The organism is Streptomyces tibetensis (assembly GCF_040647715.1).
Classification (GTDB): Bacteria; Actinomycetota; Actinomycetes; order Streptomycetales; family Streptomycetaceae; genus Streptomyces; species Streptomyces tibetensis_A.
Map to the genome: position 1 here is coordinate 355,092 of NZ_JBEZCR010000002.1, position 19,970 is coordinate 375,061.

The following is a 19,970-nucleotide window of genomic DNA, read 5'->3' on the forward strand; positions in this document are numbered from 1 at the left end:
TAGTGACCCGGACTGAGTGCGTCCGCTTCCCCCGGGGCCCGTCCGTGGTGAAGGCTCGGTGGAGACAACCGTGATGAGCGGCCGTCAGGCACCGTACTTCTCCTGGTACTCACGGGCCGTCCTCAGCACCTCCGGGTGCAAGGCATCGCCCGCGGCCACCAGCCGCGGCAGCAGCTCCCGCTCGGTCGTCACCGCCCGGAACTGCAGGGCCACGGTCACGTCGTGGCCGGGCCGGTGCACGATCTCGACGGCATCGCCCGCGCGGATCTCCCCGGGCTCGATCACCCGCAGATACGCCCCCGGCGCGCCTCGCTGCGTGAACCGCTTCACCCAGCCCTTCTCGTCCAGATGGCCCTGGAACGTACGGCACGGGATCCGCCCGGAGGTGATCTCCAGCACCACTTCGGGGCCGATGCGCCAGCGCTCGCCGATCAGGGCACCGGACACGTCCAGCCCGCGGGTCGTCAGGTTCTCGCCGAACGCGCCGTCGGGCAGCGTCCGGCCCAGCTCGCGCTCCCACGCGTCCATGTCCTCGCGGGCCATGGCGTACACCGCCTGGTCGTCGCCGCCGTGGTGCTCCAGCTTGCACACCGCGTCCCCGGCCAGTCCGCTTCCCCCGACGCCCTTGGGCCCGGGCGCGGACACCCGCACCGGCCCGTGAACCGGCCGCTTGTCGATCCCGGTCACACCCTCCGGGTTGTCCGTGTACGGCACGGCCTCGGCACGGCCCAGATTCACTGACAGAAGCCTCATGCCCGAACGGTAGGCGACCGCCCCCAAAGCGTCGACGCATTATCGGCATCGGCTTCAAAGGGTGACTTATCCTCGAAGCGTGATCGAAGCTCGTCATCTCCGCGTCCTGCGCGCCGTCGCGACCACCGGCTCCTTCTCCGCCGCGGGCCGCGAGCTGGGCTGCACCCAGCCCGCCGTGAGCCAGCAGATGAAGGCCCTGGAGACCTCCGTCGGCACGCCGCTGCTGATCCGCACCGGACGCGAGATGCGCCTGACCCAGGCCGGTGAGGCCCTGGTGCGGCACGCCGCCGGGATCCTCGCCGGGCTCACGGCGGCGGAGGAGGAGGTCGCGGCCATCGCCGGTCTGCGCGCCGGACGGGTCCGGCTCGTCTCCTTCCCCAGCGGCAGCTCCACCCTCGTCCCCACGGCCCTCGCCGCACTGCGCGAGGCGCACCCCGGCACCCGTGTCTCCCTGGAGGAGGCCGAGCCGCCCGCCTCCGTGGGGCTGCTGCGCGAGGGCGACTGCGACGTGGCGCTCGCCTTCCGCTACGAGGGGGCGGCCGGTGCGGAGGAGTGGGACGACCTCGTCGTACGACCGCTGCTGTCGGACCGGCTCGTCGCACTCGTGCCGGAGCGCCACCGGCTCGCGGGCGCGCAGTCCGTCGCGATCGGCGAGCTCGCCGAGGAGCCGTGGATCGCGGGCTGCCCGCGCTGCCGCGGACAGTTGGTCGAGGTGTGCGCGGCGGCCGGCTTCACCCCGCGTATCGACTTCGCGACCGACGACTACCCCGCGGTCGTCGGGCTCGTCGGGGCCGGCCTGGGCGTGGCCGTCCTTCCCCAGCTGGCCGTCGAGTCGGTCCGGCCCCGGGGCGTGTGCGCCGTGCGGCTGGAACCGGCGGTGCGGCGGGAGATCGTCGCGCTCACCCTGCCCGACCTCGCACAGGTCCCGGCCGTGGCGGCGACACTCGACCAGCTGGCCCGGGCCGCCCGTCGCCAGTAGCGGCCCACTCGCGTCAAAAACCAACGGCACGCGTGCGCGTGCCTCTGTGCAGAAACGTTCCTTCAGGTGTTCGAGGCGGTGTGCCCACCCGGTGCCGACGCCGACACCAGCCGGTTGCGCGCCCGCCCCATCAGCTCTTCGCGCTCGTCCTCGGTCAGCCCGCCCCACACGCCGTACGGCTCACGCACCGCCAGGGCGTGAGCAGCGCACTCCGCGCGCACCGGGCACCTCATGCAGACCTCTTTGGCCGAGTTCTCACGAGCGCTCCTCGCCGCACCGCGCTCACCCTCCGGATGGAAGAAGAGCGAGCTGTCCACCCCGCGACAGGCAGCCAGCAGCTGCCAGTCCCACAGGTCCGCGTTCGGTCCGGGAAGGCGGGAGAAATCTGCCATTACGTGACCCCTTGTAGCCGTTTTGGGCGGATCCGGTGTCTACGACCGTACAACTACGATCTAAGGAGATGAAAATATGACTCATTGCGAATCTAGCTCCAGACACTGGCAAAGCGGAAGAAATGGGTCTGAATGGGGCATAGCTTGTGATGAAAGTTCGAGGGTCTGCTGTGCATGTCTGCACCGTGTCCGCCCCCTCACGTAGAGTGCCGAAGAGGGCAGCCGCCCCCGTAACTCTTTCGGGTGACCGTCGTTGAGAGTGCGAGGCGGTTGAAGGAACAAGTGCTCGGACCTGCGTCCGAGACGGTCGACCGCACAGGTGACGATTTCGTACCAGCCTGGAGGCTCAAGGTGACGTGCATCAGCTGCGGAGGGCGGTCATGACTTCCGTCCTCGTCTGCGACGACTCCCCGCTTGCCCGAGAGGCGCTCCGTCGTGCGGTGGCGACCGTGCCCGGCGTAGAGCGCGTGACGACGGCGGCCAACGGCGAGGAAGTCCTCCGCCGCTGGGGGGCCGACCGCTCGGACCTGATTCTGATGGACGTACGCATGCCCGGACTGGGCGGCGTCGAGACGGTCCGGCGGCTGCTGTCCGCCGATCCCGGTGCGCGCATCATCATGCTCACCGTCGCCGAGGACCTGGACGGCGTGGCCCTCGCGGTCGCCGCCGGTGCCCGCGGCTACCTGCACAAGGACGCCTCCCGCGCGGAGCTGCGCGCGACGGTGACCCAGGCCCTGGCCGACCCGACCTGGCGGCTCGCCCCGCGCCGGCTGCGCTCGGCCGAGATGGGTGCGGCGCCCACGCTCACGGCGCGTGAGATCCAGGTCCTCGAAGGCATGAGCCACGGCCGCTCGAACGCCGAGATCGGCCGCGAGCTGTTCCTCTCCGAGGACACCGTGAAGACCCACGCCCGGCGCCTGTTCAAGAAGCTCGGCGCCTCGGACCGGGCCCACGCCGTGGCGCTCGGCTTCCGGTGGGGTCTGGTGCGCTAGGGGCTGTTGTTCGGATCACGCCCGTCCTTCGGACCGGGTCGGCTCCGAGGCGGGGGCCCCGCCCCCGGCCGGTGAGCGGGGGCATGAGGATGCCCCCGCGGGAGCCGCGACCACGCATGCCGGAGCCGGCGGACGGCGGAGTTCTGTCCCTGCGCGGGCAGGGACGAGAGCCCGGAAGGCCGCGGTCGGGGACCCACGTCCCCGGGCTGATTCGAACGGCAGGCCCCAGCGGTCGTGGTGAGGGCACGGAAAGCCAGGTGGGCGTGGGTGGACCGGGGGCCCGCCGGACGCCCGCTGCTCGTTTCGCCGCGGATGCCGCATCCTTGAGGGTGTGGAGTTCCTCGGGGACGAGTCGGTCGAGCGGAAGGGGAGGGCGCAGGGGATGAGTGCCGGCGCACCTGCTCATAACGCTTCAGTGCACAACAACGGGCGCGGTGCCGCGGACCCGGCGGCCGCAAGGCACCATGGACCGATGCGCGACGACGAGGCGGCCCATGCCCAGGGCGCGATCGGTGCGCTCGTCCACCGCGCCGTCGACGGGGACGAGCAGGCCACGCACGACCTGCTCGCCCATGTCCACCCGCTGGCCCTGCGCTACTGCCGCACCCGTCTGTCCCGTCTGCCCGGCGACGCCCGGCACTTCGTGGAGGACCTCGCGCAGGAGGTCTGCGTGGCGGTGCTCCTGGCGCTGCCCCGCTACCGGGACACCGGGCGCCCCTTCGAGGCGTTCGTCTTCGCCATCGCCGCCCACAAGGTCGCCGACCTGCAGCGCGCTGCGATGCGCCACCCCGGTTCGACGGCCGTCCCCTCCGACGAGATGCCCGAGCGCCCGGACGACTCCCTGGGACCGGAGGAGCGCGCCCTGCTCAGCAGCGACGCGGAATGGGCCAAGAAACTCCTCGCCAACCTCCCCGAGAACCAGCGGGAGCTGCTGCTGCTGCGGATCGCGGTGGGGCTCACGGCCGAGGAGACCGGCCAGATGTTGGGAATGTCACCCGGCGCGGTCCGGGTGGCTCAGCACAGGGCGCTGAGCCGACTGCGGGCGCTGGCCGAGCAGTAGGCCCTCAGCGGCCCTTCTTTGAACAGGCGGTGCGCCGCTTCCGTACGAACATACGAAGCCCGGTGCGGGCCGGAACCGTGGAATGAGACAGCCGCGCTTCCCGTTAGCATGGACATCCGCACCGATCAAGGCCATTTGGGGAAGGTGTCATGACTGCCAACGTCGACGGAGTGCCCGGAAAATTCGCGACACTCGGGCTGACCTACGACGACGTGCTGCTGCTGCCGGGTGCATCCGAGGTGCTCCCCAACGCGGTCGACACCTCGTCCCGCATCTCCCGCAACGTCCGGGTGAACATCCCGCTGCTCTCCGCGGCGATGGACAAGGTGACCGAGTCGCGCATGGCGATCGCGATGGCCCGCCAGGGCGGCGTCGGCGTCCTGCACCGCAACCTCTCGATCGAGGACCAGGTCAACCAGGTCGACCTGGTCAAGCGCTCCGAGTCCGGCATGGTCACCGACCCGATCACGGTGCACCCCGACGCGACGCTGGCCGAGGCCGACGCCCTGTGCGCCAAGTTCCGCATCAGCGGCGTCCCCGTCACCGACGGCAACAAGAAGCTGCTCGGCATCGTCACCAACCGCGACATGGCCTTCGAGTCGGACCGTACGCGTCAGGTGCGCGAGGTCATGACCCCGATGCCGCTGGTCACCGGCAAGGTCGGCATCTCCGGCGCGGACGCCATGGAGCTGCTGCGCCGCCACAAGATCGAGAAGCTTCCCCTGGTCGACGACGCGGGCGTCCTCAAGGGCCTCATCACGGTCAAGGACTTCGTCAAGGCCGAGCAGTACCCCAACGCGGCGAAGGACTCCGAGGGCCGGCTGCTCGTCGGCGCGGCCGTGGGCGCCAGCCCCGAGGCCCTGGAGCGCGCCCAGGCGCTCGCCGCCGCCGGTGTGGACTTCCTGGTCGTCGACACCTCGCACGGCCACAACAGCAACGCGCTCAGCTGGATGGCGAAGATCAAGTCGAGCGTGGGCGTCGACGTGATCGGCGGCAACGTCGCCACCCGTGACGGCGCCCAGGCGCTGATCGACGCCGGTGTCGACGGCATCAAGGTCGGCGTCGGCCCCGGCTCCATCTGCACCACCCGCGTGGTCGCCGGCATCGGCGTCCCGCAGGTCACCGCCATCTACGAGGCGTCCCTCGCGGCCCGTCCGGCGGGCATCCCGCTGATCGGCGACGGCGGCCTGCAGTACTCCGGCGACATCGGCAAGGCCCTGGCCGCCGGTGCCGACACCGTGATGCTGGGCAGCCTCCTCGCCGGGTGTGAGGAGTCCCCGGGCGAGCTGCAGTTCATCAACGGCAAGCAGTTCAAGTCGTACCGCGGCATGGGCTCGCTCGGCGCGATGCAGTCCCGCGGCCAGGCCAAGTCGTACTCCAAGGACCGCTACTTCCAGGCCGAGGTCGGCTCCGACGACAAGCTCGTGCCCGAGGGCATCGAGGGCCAGGTGCCCTACCGCGGTCCGCTGGCCAACGTCCTGCACCAGCTCGTCGGCGGCCTGCGCCAGACGATGGGCTACGTGGGCGCCGCCTCCATCGAGGAGATGGAGACCAAGGGCCGCTTCGTCCGGATCACCTCCGCGGGCCTCAAGGAGAGCCACCCGCACGACATCCAGATGACGGTCGAGGCACCGAACTACAGCCGCAGCAAGTAGCGGCCCGGCCTTCCGAGGGCGGCCCCGGGGCATCCGGGGCCGCCCTCGTCGTGCCCGTCGGCGATACTGGAAGACGCTGCAACGCATCAGGGAAAGGCCACAGACGTGACTGAGATCGAGATCGGGCGCGGCAAGCGCGGCCGCCGGGCGTACGCCTTCGACGACATCGCCGTCGTCCCCAGCCGCCGTACCCGGGACCCGAAGGAGGTCTCGATCGCCTGGCAGATCGACGCCTACCGCTTCGAGCTGCCCTTCCTGGCCGCCCCCATGGACTCGGTCGTCTCCCCGGCCACCGCGATCCGCATCGGCGAGCTCGGCGGCCTCGGCGTGCTGAACCTCGAGGGTCTGTGGACGCGCTACGAGGACCCGCAGCCGCTGCTCGACGAGATCACCGGCCTGGACGCGGAGACCGCGACCCGCCGTCTGCAGGAGATCTACGCGGCTCCCATCAAGGAGGAGCTGATCGGGCAGCGCATCAAGGAGGTGCGCGACTCCGGCGTCGTCACCGCCGCCGCGCTCTCCCCGCAGCGCACCGCCCAGTTCTCCAAGGCCGTCGTGGACGCGGGCGTGGACATCTTCGTCATCCGCGGTACGACGGTCTCCGCGGAGCACGTCTCCGGGGCGCACGAGCCGCTGAACCTGAAGCAGTTCATCTACGAGCTGGACGTCCCGGTGATCGTCGGCGGCTGCGCCACGTACACGGCGGCCCTGCACCTGATGCGCACCGGCGCGGCCGGTGTGCTCGTCGGCTTCGGCGGCGGCGCCGCGCACACCACGCGCAACGTGCTCGGTATCCAGGTGCCCATGGCGACGGCGGTCGCCGACGTGGCCGCCGCGCGCCGCGACTACATGGACGAGTCGGGCGGCCGGTACGTGCACGTGATCGCGGACGGCGGTGTCGGCTGGTCCGGCGACCTCCCCAAGGCGATCGCCTGCGGTGCGGACTCGGTGATGATGGGCTCCCCGCTGGCCCGTGCCACGGACGGACCGGGCCGTGGCCACCACTGGGGCATGGAGGCCGTGAACGAGGAGCTGCCGCGTGGCAAGAAGGTCGCCCTCGGCACGGTCGGCACCCTGGAGGAGATCCTCACGGGCCCGTCCCACACCCCCGACGGCTCGATGAACCTCTTCGGCGCCCTCCGCCGCGCCATGTCCATGACGGGCTACAGCGAGCTCAAGGAGTTCCAGCGCGTCGAGGTTACGGTGGCGGACTCACAGCACTCGCGGTAGTCCGTTCCGACGGAGAAGGGCCTGGTCACTCGGGGGAGTGACCGGGCCCTTTTGCATGCCCAAGTGGTTCTGACGGGGCGCGTGTTGCCGTCCCCGATTCCGACGTGCCGTCCACCGGGTCACTGGGCGGCGTCGTGGAAGGGGGCGCCCATGGGACGTCACCGCAAGCCCACCCGCTGGGACCGACTCCGTCTTCGGATGGTGCAGTGCCGGAGGAAGTGGATCTTGCGGATTTTCGGATGGTGAGCGGCCGCCCCCACGAGAACTAGGGGCGGACACTCCGTGATCCATCCAGGAGCCTGCCGCAGTGACCGCTGCGGTGGACTCCGGCTGTGTCCGTAAGGTACCCGCGCGGCGTGCCGCATGCCACCGGTCCCCAGGGCTCACGCACCCCGCGCGCCCCCCTTCACAACCGATGCGCCGCCCCCATGGGCGCTGCCCCCCGCGTGTCCAGCAGCAGCTGGGCCTTCACCGACAGGCCCTGGAGGTCATAGGTGCGGTGCTGCTGGAGGAGGATGGTCAGGTCCGCGTCGGCCGCTGCCTCGTAGAGGGAGTCCGCGCGGGGGACCGGGTGGTCGTGGACGCTCCAGGCCGGGACGTAGGGGTCGTGGTAGCTGACCGTCGCGCCCAGTTCCCGCAGGCGCAGGGCGATCTCGCGGGCCGGGGTGCCCTCGAGGTCGGCGAGGTCGGGCTTGTAGGTGACGCCGAGGAGGAGCACACGGGCGCCCCGGGCCGACTTGCCGTGCTCGTTGAGGAGCGTGGCGGCGCGCTGGACGACGTAGCCGGGCATCCGGTCGTTGACCTGCCGGGCCAGTTCCACCATGCGCAGTCCGCGGCCGCCGGGGGCGGTCATGTCCTGGGGGACGGAGTGGCCGCCCACGCCGGGGCCCGGGCGGAAGGCCTGGAAGCCGAACGGCTTGGTCTCCGCGCAGCGGACGACGTCCCAGAGGTCGACGCCCAGGTCGTTGCAGAGGACGGCCATCTCGTTCACGAGGGCGATGTTCACATGCCGGTAGTTGGTCTCCAGCAGCTGCACCGTCTCCGCCTCGCGCAGTCCACGCGCGCGCACCACCTTGTCCGTCAGCCGCCCGTAGAACGCCGCGGCCGACTCGGTGCAGGCCGGGGTGAGACCGCCGATGACCTTGGGCGTGGTGGCCGGCGTGACGTCGCGGTTGCCGGGGTCGACGCGGCTGGGGGAGTACGCGAGGTGGAAGTCGCGGCCCGCGCGCAGCCCGGAACCCTCTTCGAGGAGCGGACGCAGGACATTCTCCGTCGTCCCCGGGTACACCGATGACTCCAGGATCACCGTGGTGTGCGGGCGAAGGTGGCCGGCCAGGGTGCGGGCGGCCGCTTCCAGCTGGCTCAGGTCGAGGCCGCCGTCCGCTCCGGGCGGGGTCGGCGCGCAGATGACCGCGGTGCGTACCCTGCCGAGCTCGGCGGGGTCGGTGGCCGGCCGGAAGCCCCCCGAGAGCATCCGGCGCAGTTCGGCGGGGCTCAGCGAGCCCGTCTCGGGGCCGGTCCGGTAGCCGAGGGTGGGGATGCCGGCGGCGACGGCGGCCTGGGCCAGGGGCAGCCCGTACGGGCCGAGTCCGATGACGGCGAGATCTGCGGGCACGGCGGCCGTCCTTCCCGATAGCCGAAGTGGGACAGGTGCGCAAGCCCGGTGGACAGGACGGGCGAGCGCAATGTCAGACTAGGAGTAAATATGACCGATATGCGGGATTGCTCGGCCGAGTTTCGGTGAGTGTTCCGTGAGTGTTGTCCACAGGCTGCGGGCCCGTGGTGGCTGAAGTCGGGCAACCCGGTCAGAATCTGGGCAGGGGGATACGGACGGGGCCGCATCCGACGGGTGCGGCCGGCGCGACCGATGAGCGGGAGGCAGCGGTGAGGACAGCGACACTCGGACCGACGCAGCGCGTCGAGTCACTCGCATCCATGGCCGAGCGCGAGCTGGACGTGCTGGTCGTGGGTGCAGGCGTGGTGGGTGCGGGAACGGCGCTCGACGCGGCGACCCGAGGCCTGTCCACAGGTCTGGTCGAGGCGCGTGACTGGGCGTCCGGCACCTCCAGCCGGTCCAGCAAGCTCATCCACGGCGGCCTGCGCTATCTGGAGATGCTCGACTTCGCACTCGTGCGCGAGGCCCTGAAGGAGCGCGGGCTGCTGCTGGAACGGCTCGCCCCGCACCTGGTGAAGCCCGTGCCGTTCCTGTACCCGTTGCAGCACAAGGGCTGGGAGCGGCTGTACGCGGGTTCGGGCGTCGCCATGTACGACGCCATGTCCATGGCCCGGGGGCACGGCCGGGGCCTGCCGATGCACCGCCACCTGACCCGTTCTCACGCCCTGCGCGTGGCACCCTGCTTGAAGAAGGACGCGCTGGTCGGGGCGCTGCAGTACTACGACGCGCAGATGGACGACGCCCGGTACGTGACGAACCTGGTGCGTACGGCGGTGGCCTACGGTGCGAAGGCCGCGAACCGCGCGCGGGTGACGGGCTTCCTGCGTGAGGGCGAGCGGGTCGTCGGAGCGAGGGTACAGGACGTCGAAGGCGGCGGCGAGTACGAGATCCGGGCCAAGCAGGTCGTCAACGCCACCGGTGTGTGGACGGACGACACCCAGGCGATGGTCGGGGAGCGGGGCCAGTTCCACGTCCGGGCGTCCAAGGGCATCCACCTGGTCGTGCCGCGCGACCGGATCCACTCGACGACCGGGCTGATCCTGCGCACGGAGAAGTCCGTGCTGTTCGTGATCCCCTGGGGCCGGCACTGGATCGTCGGCACCACGGACACCGACTGGGACCTCGACAAGGCCCACCCGGCCGCGTCCAGCGCGGACATCGACTACCTGCTGGACCATGTGAACTCGGTGCTGGCGGTGCCGCTCACCAGGGACGACGTCCAGGGCGTGTACGCGGGCCTGCGACCGCTGCTCGCGGGAGAGTCGGACGCCACCAGCAAGCTGTCGCGCGAGCACACCGTGGCACACCCGGTGCCCGGGCTGGTGGTCGTGGCGGGCGGCAAGTACACGACCTACCGGGTCATGGCCAAGGACGCGGTGGACGCGGCGGTGCACGGGCTCGACATGCGCGTCGCCGACTGCGTCACCGAGGACGTGCCGCTGCTGGGCGCCGAGGGCTACCGGGCGCTGTGGAACGCGCGGGCCCGGATCGCCGCCCGGACCGGACTGCACGTGGTGCGGGTCGAGCACCTGCTGAACCGCTACGGGACGCTGACCGAGGAGCTTCTCCAGCTCATCGCCGAGGACCCGTCGCTGGGCGAGCCACTGTCCGCGGCCGACGACTATCTGCGCGCCGAGATCGTGTACGCGGCCTCCCACGAGGGAGCCCGGCATCTGGACGACGTGCTGACCCGGCGCACGCGCATATCGATCGAGACCTTCGACCGGGGCGCCCGCAGCGCGCGGGACGCCGCCGAGCTGATGGCGCCGGTGCTGGGCTGGGACAAGGGCCAGATCGAGCGCGAGGTCGAGCACTACCAGAAGCGGGTGGAGGCCGAGCGGGAGTCGCAGCGGCAGCCTGACGACCTGACGGCGGACGCGGCGCGGCTGGGGGCGCCGGACATCGTGCCGTTGTAGATCGTGCCGTCGCAGCCCGACGGCGGGGGTCCTGCGGATGTCACTCGAACGAGTGGCGGGAAGCGGGATCCTCGTTCGAGGACGGGTCGTTCTACGAGGTGCGGGGGCAGAACTCGGCCGCGAGCACCGCGGGTTCGAGGCCGGGGTCGGCTATCGCGTCCGTGTTCACACGGAAGGTGAGGACCCGCCGGCCGTCGACAGTGGCTGCGGTGCGCACGTAGCTGCCGGATATGTGCCCGTTGTGTCCCCACACCGTCGTGCCGCACGGAAGCCTTTCGGGGAAGAGCCCCATGCCGTACGCGCCGTGTGCGGCACGGGTGTCGAGCATCTCGCGCAGCCAGTGCGGGGGCAGCAGCCGACCGCCGAGCAGGGCCCCGTAGAAGCGGTCGAGGTCGGCGAGCGTGGTCACCAGCTCACCCGCGGCCCCGGCCACCCGGGGGTCGAGTTCGGTGACGTCGGTTCCGTCGGCGGCGTAGGCGCGGCCGTGCGGTGAGGGCAGCGAGGAGCGGGATCCGGGGAAGGAGGTGCCCGTCAGACGCAGGGGAGTGATGATGCCGCGCTCGGCCTCGGTGGCGTACGAGTGGCCGGTGACCCGCTGGATGACCAGGCCGAGCAGGACGTAATTGGTGTTGGAGTACGAGAAGCGGCCGCGTTCGGCCGGAGGGTGGGTGAGAGCGAGGTTCAGGGCCTGACGGGGTGTGACGGGCGCGGTCCCGCCGGTGTCCTTGGTGTAGTCGCGCAGGCCGCTGGTGTGGGTGAGCAGGGAGCGCAGGGTCAGCGCGCGGCCGTCGTTGCCGGCTCCCCGCACCAGGCCGGGCAGGTGCTGCTCCACCGTGTCGGACAGTGACAGCCGGTGCTCGGCGGCCAGTTGCAGCACGACCGTCGCGATGAACGTCTTCGTGATGCTGCCGGCGCGGAAATGGTCCGACCGGGCGATTCCCGAACCGGCGGCGGCATAGCGGGTGGTGGTGCCCTCCTGGGCCAGCAGCGCCGCGGCGGGTGCCCTGCCCTGGGTCACCAGCAGGGGCAGCACCGTGTCCGTGGGCGGCATCGAGAGGGCCGACGAGTCGGCCGGGGGCAGGCCGAACAGGGCGGCGGCCACCGGCAGGGCCAGCAATGTCCGAATCGGTGGCATACGGTCTCCTCCCAGGTCAGAGCCCATCATGCAAGGCGGCGTGAGGCCTGCCGCACCCGGGTACGCGAGGGGCGGGGCCGCCGGTGCCCAGCAGGGGGCCCCTGGGCGCCGGGCACTTGTCGGGTGAGAGACAATGGAGGCTCTGTCAGGGCGGGTTGTATGAGGGGACGCATGTCGGAGGCGGAGCGGGCGGGCACATCTCGTCAGGACACTCGTCAGGACAACAGGGAGCGTCTCCTCGCGGGGCGTTACCGGCTGGGCAAGGTACTCGGCCGCGGCGGCATGGGCACGGTATGGCGGGCCCAGGACGAGACCCTCGGGCGGACGGTCGCCGTCAAGGAGCTGCGGTTCCCCTCGAACATCGACGAGGAGGAGAAGCGGCGGCTGATCACGCGGACGCTGCGCGAGGCCAAGGCGATCGCGCGGATCCGCAACAACAGCGCCGTGACGGTCTTCGACGTGGTCCAGGAGGACGACCGGCCCTGGATCGTCATGGAACTCGTCGAGGGCAAGTCGCTCGCCGAGGTCATCCGTGAGGACGGCCTCCTCGACCCCAAGCGTGCCGCGGAGGTCGGGCTCGCCGTCCTCGACGTGCTGCGGTCCGCCCACCGCGAGGGCATCCTGCACCGCGACGTGAAGCCGTCGAACGTGCTGATCGCCGAGGACGGCCGGGTCGTGCTCACCGACTTCGGCATCGCCCAGGTCGAGGGCGACCCGTCCATCACCTCGACCGGCATGCTCGTCGGCGCGCCGTCCTACATCTCCCCGGAGCGGGCGCGTGGGCACAAGCCGGGTCCCGCGGCCGACCTGTGGTCGCTCGGCGGCCTGCTCTACGCGGCCGTGGAGGGCGCGCCGCCGTACGACAAGGGGTCGGCCATAGCGACGCTCACGGCCGTGATGACCGAGCCGCTCGAGGAGCCGAAGAACGCCGGTCCGCTGACGGACGTCATCCACGGGCTGCTCACCAAGGACCCCGCGCAGCGACTCGACGACGCGGGCGCCCGGGCGATGCTGAACTCGGTGCTGCACGCGCCGGCAAAGGCCGAGCCGGAGCCGATGGACGCGACGAAGGTCGTGCCGCTGCCCGCGCAGCCGGACAGGTCCTCCCGCAAGGGGAGTTCGTCGGGCGCCGGGAGCAAGCGCGGCGAGGAGGCCGGGGAGCGGCTGCGCGGAGCACTGCGTTCCGTGCGCAAGGCCGCGGCGGGATCCGCGGCCGCGGGATCGGCTGCGGCTTCCGCCAAGTCGGCTTCCGCCAAGTCGGCTTCCGCCAAGTCGGCTTCGGCCGAGTCCGGTGCCGATGCGGCCGCTTCCGGGGCGGCGGGTACGACCTCCTCCGCGTCGGACAGCGGCGCGGGGCGGACCGGCGCCGCGGGTGGGTCCGCGGCGCAGTCGGGCTCGGCCGCGTCCTCGGGCGCCGGTGAGCGGAGTGCGCCGGAGCCGAAGACGGCCTCCGGAGGGCGGAGTTCGGGATGGCCCGTGGTTCCGCCGCCGGACCTGCCGCCGAGGCCGGTGCCCCGGGCGCCGCTCACCGACGTGGTGCCGCGGCGGACTTTGGTGATCATCGCGGTGGTCGTGGCGCTCGCCGTGATCGGCACCGTGCTCGCCATCGTGCTCAGCGGTGACGACAAGGGGTCGGAGGGGGCCTCCGGCAAGGGCGGCGGGAAGACCGTCGCCTCGGCGTCGAGCAGCGCGGACACCAAGGGCGACGAGAGCGAAGGCACGCGCACGGACGGCGCACAGACCGGGGCGGCGCCCTCGGGAGGCGCCTCGGACAGCAAGCCCGACGGCCAGGCGAGCGGCTCGTCGGACGAGGGCGGCTCCGGTGGGAAGGGCGCCGCCGCGGTGGAGTCGACCCACCAGGGGAACCAGGGGTACTCGATCGGTCTGCCGAAGGGCTGGAAGTACCAGTCGACGGGCGCGGCGGGCGACCGCTTCACCGGGCCCGACGGGCAGAAGCTGCTCATCGCCTGGACGTCCACGCCCAAGGGCGACCCGGTGGCGGACTGGAAGAACCAGGAACGCTACATGGTGCGCGCGCAGTACAAGAAGATCCGCATAGAGAAGGTGGACTACCGCGGCTGGAACGCGGCCGACTGGGAGTTCACCTACACCGACGGCGGCACCGGGTACCGGACGATCGACCGGGGTTTCGTGGTCGACGACCGGCAGGGGTACGCGCTGATGTACACGGCGAAGGCGTCCGCCTGGGACGGCGCGCTGCGCAAGGAGACGTGGCGGACCCTGACGAAGACCTTCGAACCCAAGTCCTGAGCATGAGGCCCCCGGGGTTTGGGGAGTGAGATCTGGCATCCCCCCAATGCGGGTTGCCTGCGGCACGTATCGTAAATATTTGCGGACCGTGCGCAGTCGGAGCGGACCGTGGGGCGAACGGATGTGACCGACCGGGCTGCCGGGGGAGGCAACGTGGACGACTACGCGGGTCGGGTGCTGGCCGACCGCTACCGCCTGCCGCTGCCCCCGTCCGACGAGTACGAACTCACCGAGACCCGGGCCTTCGACACCTACAGCGGACAGGAAGTCCTGGTCCGGCAGATCCCGTTGCCCGAGGTGGTCGAGGCCGAAGTGCTCGACGCGGAGGGGCTGCCCGACGGTTTCACGGCCAGGGACGGCGGCGGGCGGCGGCCCGGCGGACGTGGTGGGCCCCGGCGGCCCGCGGACCCGGTGGTGCGACGCGCGGTGGAGGCGGCGCAGGCTGCCGCGGCCATTCCGGACCATCCCCGGCTCGACCAGGTCTTCGATGTGTTCGCCGAGGGCGGCTCGCTGTGGATCGTCAGTGAACTGGTGGCCGCGCGCCCGCTGGCGGCGCTGCTCGCCGAGAAGCCGCTGTCGCCGTACCGGGCGGCCGAGGTGGCCTCCGACGTGCTGATGGCCCTCCGGGTGCTGCATGCGCACGGCTGGGTGCACCGGAACATCACCGCGCGGACGGTCCTCGTCTGCGACGACGGCCGGGTCATGTTGACCGGGCTCGCGGTGGGTGCCGCCGAGGAGGCCCTGTGCGGGTACGACCCGGTTCCGGAACCGGCCTTCGAGGAGTCCGGGCAGCCGTCGGTGCAGGAGGGCGGCGGTGCCGGGCCGGTCCGCGGCGTCGGCGCTCCGGGAGGTTCGGGGCCGGCTGGTGGCACCGGTGGCGCGGGTGATCCCGAGGCCGCGCGGCGTGCTGCCATCGAGGCCCGGGAGGCCAGGGGGCTGCCCTCGGCAGGAGGTGGCGCCGCGGGCGGTGCACCGGTGGTGCCCGCGTGCGGGCCGGTGGAGGGCAGCGGGGACCCGCGGGCGGCGCGTGCCGGGGCCATCGCGGCCTACCGGGCGGGTGCCCGGGCCGCAGCCCGGGTGCAGGAGGTCCAGCAGGGCGGGCGGGCGGCCCTGCCCGGAGCCCGGCCCGCCCCGGACGGCGACGAGGCGCGTTACGGCAGCGGATCGTCACAGTCGCCGTACATCCCCGGGCAGGGCACGGCGCCCGGCGCCGTACCGCCGGGGCGGATCGCGGACCCCTACGGCGTGAGCGGTGGTCCACGGCCGGCCGCTTGGCATGGCGCCGCGCCCCGCGGCACGACCGGTGGGGCGCCGGCGCCGCGCGGTGGGGAGCAGGCGGCGCTCCCGCCGGCCCCCGAGACCGCGGCCCAGGGCGAATCCGCCCGGTGGGACGACCTGGTCGCCGACACCCACGCCCCCCGGCGCGGTCCCGCCACGGCGCTGGCCGCCGAACGGGCGCGGCAGGCGCGGATGGCCGTGGTCGGGCCGGTGACCGAGCGCTGGGCTCCGGAACAGGCCGGACCGGTGCACGAGAACTGGCAGTTGGCGGCGCCGATCGGACCCGCGACCGACCTGTGGGCGCTCGGCGCGCTGCTCTTCAGGGCCGTACAGGGGCATGCGCCCTACCCGGAGGAGTCGACGGCCGAGCTGGTGCAGATGGTGTGCGCGGAACCGCCCGCCTACGCCGAGGAGTGCGGACCGCTGCGGCCGGTGGTGGAGTCGCTGCTGCGCCAGGACCCCACCGAGCGCCTCGACTTCGAGGAAGTGCGGGGCTGGCTGCGTTCGCTGGTGCGCTCGGCGCCCGAGCCGGAGGCCGGGGTGCACGTCGTCCCGGCACCGCCCGTGGACGCCGGCCGGCTGCCCGTCGTACGGCGCCGGGGCGAGCTGGTGCGCCGGCGGAAGGCAGGGCTGCCCGCGCATCACGGGCGGCACAAGCGGGCCAGGAAGGAGTCCGGTTCGCCGCGGCGCCTCGGCCGCACCCTGCTCCTGCTGGTCCTGCTCGCGATGGCCGCGGCGATCGCCTACGCCATGCTCTTCATGCCCAAGTCGGACAGCGAGGGCGCGGGCGGCACGGACCGCACCGGTGCCGCAGGTGAGGTGAGTCAGGCGCCCGAGCCGGACGCCAGCAGCGAGCCGCGGCCCGAGCAGACCTCGCCCGCGCCGGAGAAGAGCCCCTCGTCGTCGGCCGGCACCACCGAGACGCAGACCACCGGTCCCGACGTCGGCGACGGTTTCACCCTCCGCAAGGACCCGGCGGGCTTCCAGGTCGCCGTCGCCAAGGGCTGGGGCCGCGCCGTACGGGGCGGCAGCGGCCAGGTCGTCTACTCCAAGGGCGATTTCGAGCTCATCGTCGTACCGGGCCGGGACAGCGCGTCCGAGCACGGCCGTGATCCGATGGCCTACCAGCGGGAGGAGGAGCCGGAGTTGCAGCCGTACCGCGACTCCAGCTGGGCCACCTCCACCGGGCTGAAGACGATCGAGGTGGGTGGACGGACCATGGCCGAGGGGCAGTTCACCTGGACCGGCGGCGACGGGGGCGAGCTGTACGTCCGCAACCTCGCCATGCTGGTCGCGGGGCGCTACCACGTGGTGCAGGTGCGCGGCCCGGAGTCCGACCGGGACGAAGTGACCCGGCTCTACGAGCAGGCGGCAGCGACGTACAAGGCGACGAAGTGAGCGACCGGCGCGCCGCCTGTACGCACAGTTCACCCTCTGGTTGCCTCGCGTCCCGGCAGGCGACAACCGTCACAGTGCGGTCACCGTGGTACCCCGCTTGTTCCCTGGGTGAGGGCGGGTCCTTACGCTGACCCTGTCAAGACCATTGCGGGGCAACGTGAATCAGATGCAGGGCCTGCTCGTCGCGGGCCGCTACCGGCTGGCCGAATCCATCGGGAGTGGCGGCATGGGCCGGGTGTGGCGTGCGCATGACGAGGTGCTGCACCGGTCGGTCGCCATCAAGGAGTTGACCGCCGCCCTCTACGTCTCCGAGAGCGAGCAGGCGATCCTGCTGGCGCGCACCCGGGCCGAGGCCAGGGCAGCCGCGCGGATCAACCACTCCGCGGTCGTCACGGTGCACGACGTGCTGGAGCACGACGGCCGCCCCTGGATCGTGATGGAGCTGGTCGAGGGCCGTTCCCTGGCCGACGCGGTCAAGGAGGAAGGGCGCGTCGAGCCGCGCGAGGCGGCGCGCATCGGCCTGTGGGTGCTGCGGGCCCTGCGCGCCGCGCACACCGCGGGCGTCCTGCACCGCGACATCAAGCCGGGCAACGTCCTGCTCGGCAGCGACCGGCGCGTGCTCCTCACGGACTTCGGCATCGCCCAGATCGAGGGCGACACGACCATCACCCGCACCGGAGAGGTCGTCGGCTCGGTCGACTACCTGGCGCCCGAGCGGGTGCGCGGCCACGACCCCGGCCCGTCCTCCGACCTCTGGGCACTCGGCGCGACGCTCTACACGGCCGTGGAGGGCCGGTCGCCGTTCCGCCGCACCACACCGCTGACCACCATGCAGGCCGTGGTCGAGGAGGAGGCCGCCGAGCTCCGGCACGCCGGTCCGCTCGCCCCCGTCATCACCGCCCTGCTGCGCAAGGATCCGGCCACCCGGCCCGACGTGTCCGAGGCCGAGCAGATGCTCGCCGAGGCGGCGGAGGGACGGCGGCCGAACGGGGCGCAGGCGTATGTGCCGACGCAGTACGCGGGGACGACCCCGTACCGCGACCACCCCAGCGGAACGGGCACGGGGACGGCCACCAGCGGTACGGCCACCGGTACGTCCGGCACCGGCTCGGGGTCGCACACCGGGACGCCGCTGCCGCCCCTGGCCGGCAACCCGGCCACCGGGACGTCCACGACCGGCGCCCCGCCCTACGGCCCTACCGTGGTCGGCCCTGCGGCGGCCCCGCAGCCGACCGGTTCGGGCAGGCGCCGCCGACTGCGCACCCTGGCCCTGGTGGTCGCGCTGGCGGCCATCATCGGCGGGGGTACGGCCGTGGTGCTCCAGCAGTGGAACGGGCCCGCGCAGGGCGACGGATCCGGCTCGACGACCTCCACGACCACGCAGGCGGCGGGCGGATCGGTTCCGGACAGCTGGATTCGCTACGACGATCCCGTCGGGTTCAGCCTTTATCTGCCGAAGGGCTGGAAGCGCAAGCCCTTCGGCCCGCAGGGCGAGCTCAAGCAGATCGACTACTCGCCGGACGACGGCCGGCACTTCGTCCGCGTCGCCATCGACGCGTCACCGGACTTCGCCGACGCCCGGTCCCACCAGGAGGACCTCGAGCAGCAGGTGCAGAGGCTGGTGAACTACCAGCGGGTGACCATGGAGGACAACACCTACCGGGACCGCAAGGGCTCGTTGTGGGAGTACACCTGGACGGCGCTGGCCAAGGATCCCCCCTACGTCGCCGGGCCGCGCCACGCCGTCGAGGAGACGTACTTCTCGCGGGACGGCGTCGAGTACGCGATCTACATGTCGTCACCGGAAGAGGACTGGGAGAAGACGCGCAAGCAGTTCAAGTGGGTACTGCAGGGGTGGCGGCAGCCCCGGTAGGCACACCGCGGGCGGGCGGCGACCGGATTTCGTGGGCGCCGTCGCCGTCTGCGGCATGATGGGGCGCATGGGGACCGAGGGAGCCGACTTCCGTGTGGTCGCGGGGCGTTATCGCCTGGAGGCAAGGCTCGGTCGTGGCGGCATGGCAGTGGTCTGGCGGGCGACCGACCAGCTCCTCGGCCGGAGCGTGGCCGTCAAGGAGCTCCCTTACGACGAGACGCTCTCCGCGGCGCAGGCGCGCCGGCAGCGGGACCGCACACTGCGCGAGGCCCGGGCCGTCGCCCAGCTGAGCCACCCGCACATCATCGTCGTCCACGACGTCGTCGAGGACGGTGAACGTCCCTACATCGTCATGGAGCTGATCGAGGGCGGCTCGCTCGCCGACCGGCTCGCCCGCCGGGGCCCGGTCGACGCCCCCGAAGCGGCCCGCATCGGCATCGCCCTGCTCGGCGCGCTGGGCGCCGCGCACGCGGCCGGGGTGCTGCACCGCGACCTCAAGCCGGACAACGTGCTGCTGGAGACCGGCACCGACCGCGTCGTCCTCACCGACTTCGGCATCGCCCAGGTCGCGGGCGCGCCCACGCTCACCGAGAACGGAGCGTTCGTCGGCTCGCCCGAATACACCGCGCCGGAGCGGATGTCCGGGGTCAGGACCGGGCCCGAGTCCGACCTGTGGTCGCTGGGCGCGCTGCTGTGCGCGGCCCTCAGCGGGGAGTCGCCCTTCCACCGCGACTCGCTGGGCGGCATCCTGCACGCCGTCGTCGTGGGCGACATCCAGCCGCCCGTCCAGGCCGGACCGCTCCTGCCCGTCGTACGCGGTCTGCTGGAGCGCGATCCGGACCGGCGGCTGGACGCGGACCGGGCGGAGCGGATGCTCCGGGTCTTCCGTGACACGGGCCGTATGCCGCCGACGCCGCCGCCCGGGTACGCGCCGACGGTGGGGGCCGCACCCCGGAAACGACCGCAGGATCTCGCCGTACGGCCATCACCGCAGCCGCCGGTGAACCCGCCTGGTCCGCAGCGGCCGGAGGAACCCTTCCTCCGGCAGCCCGCGCGGCGCGTCCTCATCGCGGCGCTGCTGGTCGCGGCGATGGCGGGAGCCGGGGTGTCCGCGGCGGCGCTGCTCAGGGACGGGGGCGACGGGGACGTCGGCCCCACGCCGACGAGTACCGCACCGCCCACGCCGAAGACCCCGGCGACCCGGCAGGCCTCCCCGACCACGTCCGCCCCCACCCCGTGACCGCCGACGAGTCCGTGCCGTCCCGCCGGTGGAGAAGAACACCATCCCGGAGTACCGACCGGGTGAGTTGAGGTTGGCGAGCGCGGCGATCGCGAACCCGGACATCGGCAGGACCTGATCCCG

The 19,970-nt window shown here is 72.3% G+C and carries 14 protein-coding genes; 10 read left to right on the forward strand and 4 right to left on the reverse strand.

All coding sequences use genetic code 11. The features are described from left to right. Nucleotides 1–84: 84 nt before the first annotated feature. Entirely contained in the window at nucleotides 85–753 is a 669-nt protein-coding gene (locus AB0B29_RS06235; RefSeq protein ID WP_362234629.1) for an MOSC domain-containing protein, read from the reverse strand. 79 nt (nucleotides 754–832) lie between these two features. Between AB0B29_RS06235 and AB0B29_RS06240 the strand changes: the two genes are divergently transcribed. Then, entirely contained in the window at nucleotides 833–1,732 is a 900-nt protein-coding gene (locus AB0B29_RS06240; RefSeq protein ID WP_362234632.1) for a LysR family transcriptional regulator, read from the forward strand. Between the two features lie 62 nt (nucleotides 1,733–1,794). Here AB0B29_RS06240 and AB0B29_RS06245 read toward each other — a convergent pair whose 3' ends face one another. Beyond that, nucleotides 1,795–2,124, reverse strand: coding sequence for a WhiB family transcriptional regulator (locus AB0B29_RS06245; protein ID WP_344459293.1), 330 nt, complete (start codon nucleotides 2,122–2,124; stop codon nucleotides 1,795–1,797). A 380-nt stretch (nucleotides 2,125–2,504) separates the two neighbouring features. On the opposite strand from AB0B29_RS06245, the gene AB0B29_RS06250 reads away from it, so the two are divergent. From AB0B29_RS06250 to AB0B29_RS06265, 4 genes are all read left to right on the forward strand, one after another. Beyond that, a complete protein-coding gene (locus AB0B29_RS06250; RefSeq protein WP_003948568.1) occupies nucleotides 2,505–3,116 on the forward strand; it encodes a response regulator transcription factor in 612 nt (203 codons plus the stop codon). Between the two features lie 472 nt (nucleotides 3,117–3,588). Further along, entirely contained in the window at nucleotides 3,589–4,176 is a 588-nt protein-coding gene (locus tag AB0B29_RS06255; RefSeq protein ID WP_033311556.1) for a sigma-70 family RNA polymerase sigma factor, read from the forward strand. 149 nt (nucleotides 4,177–4,325) lie between these two features. Next, entirely contained in the window at nucleotides 4,326–5,831 is a 1,506-nt protein-coding gene (gene guaB, locus AB0B29_RS06260) for an IMP dehydrogenase (protein WP_362234634.1), read from the forward strand. A 105-nt stretch (nucleotides 5,832–5,936) separates the two neighbouring features. Continuing rightward, a complete protein-coding gene (locus AB0B29_RS06265; RefSeq protein ID WP_362234637.1) occupies nucleotides 5,937–7,061 on the forward strand; it encodes a GuaB3 family IMP dehydrogenase-related protein in 1,125 nt (374 codons plus the stop codon). 406 nt (nucleotides 7,062–7,467) lie between these two features. Here the strand turns inward: AB0B29_RS06265 and AB0B29_RS06270 are convergent, their stop codons facing one another. After that, nucleotides 7,468–8,676, reverse strand: a complete 1,209-nt coding sequence (locus AB0B29_RS06270; RefSeq protein ID WP_362234639.1) for a nucleotide sugar dehydrogenase — start codon at nucleotides 8,674–8,676, stop codon at nucleotides 7,468–7,470. Between the two features lie 269 nt (nucleotides 8,677–8,945). On the opposite strand from AB0B29_RS06270, the gene AB0B29_RS06275 reads away from it, so the two are divergent. Beyond that, nucleotides 8,946–10,652: a glycerol-3-phosphate dehydrogenase/oxidase gene (locus AB0B29_RS06275; protein WP_362234642.1), complete on the forward strand. Its 1,707-nt coding sequence runs from the start codon at nucleotides 8,946–8,948 to the stop codon at nucleotides 10,650–10,652. Nucleotides 10,653–10,743: 91 nt separating this feature from the next. On the opposite strand, the gene AB0B29_RS06280 is transcribed toward AB0B29_RS06275, so the two are convergent. Continuing rightward, nucleotides 10,744–11,787, reverse strand: coding sequence for a serine hydrolase domain-containing protein (locus AB0B29_RS06280; protein WP_362234644.1), 1,044 nt, complete (start codon nucleotides 11,785–11,787; stop codon nucleotides 10,744–10,746). A gap of 171 nt (nucleotides 11,788–11,958) precedes the next feature. On the opposite strand from AB0B29_RS06280, the gene AB0B29_RS06285 reads away from it, so the two are divergent. From AB0B29_RS06285 to AB0B29_RS06300, 4 genes are all read left to right on the forward strand, one after another. Further along, nucleotides 11,959–14,058 carry a serine/threonine-protein kinase gene (locus AB0B29_RS06285; RefSeq protein ID WP_362234646.1) on the forward strand — a complete coding sequence of 700 codons (2,100 nt, stop codon included), beginning with the start codon at nucleotides 11,959–11,961 and terminating at the stop codon, nucleotides 14,056–14,058. Nucleotides 14,059–14,211: 153 nt separating this feature from the next. Continuing rightward, on the forward strand, nucleotides 14,212–16,734 hold the full coding sequence (locus AB0B29_RS06290; protein WP_362234649.1) for a protein kinase: 2,523 nt from the start codon (nucleotides 14,212–14,214) through the stop codon (nucleotides 16,732–16,734). A 166-nt stretch (nucleotides 16,735–16,900) separates the two neighbouring features. Continuing rightward, entirely contained in the window at nucleotides 16,901–18,607 is a 1,707-nt protein-coding gene (locus AB0B29_RS06295; protein ID WP_362234651.1) for a serine/threonine-protein kinase, read from the forward strand. 67 nt (nucleotides 18,608–18,674) lie between these two features. Further along, complete coding sequence (locus tag AB0B29_RS06300; protein WP_362234654.1) at nucleotides 18,675–19,847, forward strand: serine/threonine-protein kinase; 1,173 nt, start codon at nucleotides 18,675–18,677, stop codon at nucleotides 19,845–19,847. Nucleotides 19,848–19,970 lie beyond the last annotated feature (123 nt).

Bases quoted from the DNA above. Each gene is read 5' to 3' on its own strand.
- AB0B29_RS06255 (WP_033311556.1), top strand. From the start codon at position 3,589: ATGCGCGACGACGAGGCGGCCCATGCCCAGGGCGCGATCGGTGCGCTC.
- AB0B29_RS06280 (WP_362234644.1), bottom strand. From the start codon at position 11,787: ATGCCACCGATTCGGACATTGCTGGCCCTGCCGGTGGCCGCCGCCCTG.
- AB0B29_RS06245 (WP_344459293.1), bottom strand. From the start codon at position 2,124: ATGGCAGATTTCTCCCGCCTTCCCGGACCGAACGCGGACCTGTGGGAC.
- AB0B29_RS06285 (WP_362234646.1), top strand. From the start codon at position 11,959: ATGTCGGAGGCGGAGCGGGCGGGCACATCTCGTCAGGACACTCGTCAG.
- AB0B29_RS06235 (WP_362234629.1), bottom strand. From the start codon at position 753: ATGAGGCTTCTGTCAGTGAATCTGGGCCGTGCCGAGGCCGTGCCGTAC.
- AB0B29_RS06295 (WP_362234651.1), top strand. From the start codon at position 16,901: ATGCAGGGCCTGCTCGTCGCGGGCCGCTACCGGCTGGCCGAATCCATC.
- AB0B29_RS06250 (WP_003948568.1), top strand. From the start codon at position 2,505: ATGACTTCCGTCCTCGTCTGCGACGACTCCCCGCTTGCCCGAGAGGCG.
- guaB (WP_362234634.1), top strand. From the start codon at position 4,326: ATGACTGCCAACGTCGACGGAGTGCCCGGAAAATTCGCGACACTCGGG.
- AB0B29_RS06300 (WP_362234654.1), top strand. From the start codon at position 18,675: ATGGGGACCGAGGGAGCCGACTTCCGTGTGGTCGCGGGGCGTTATCGC.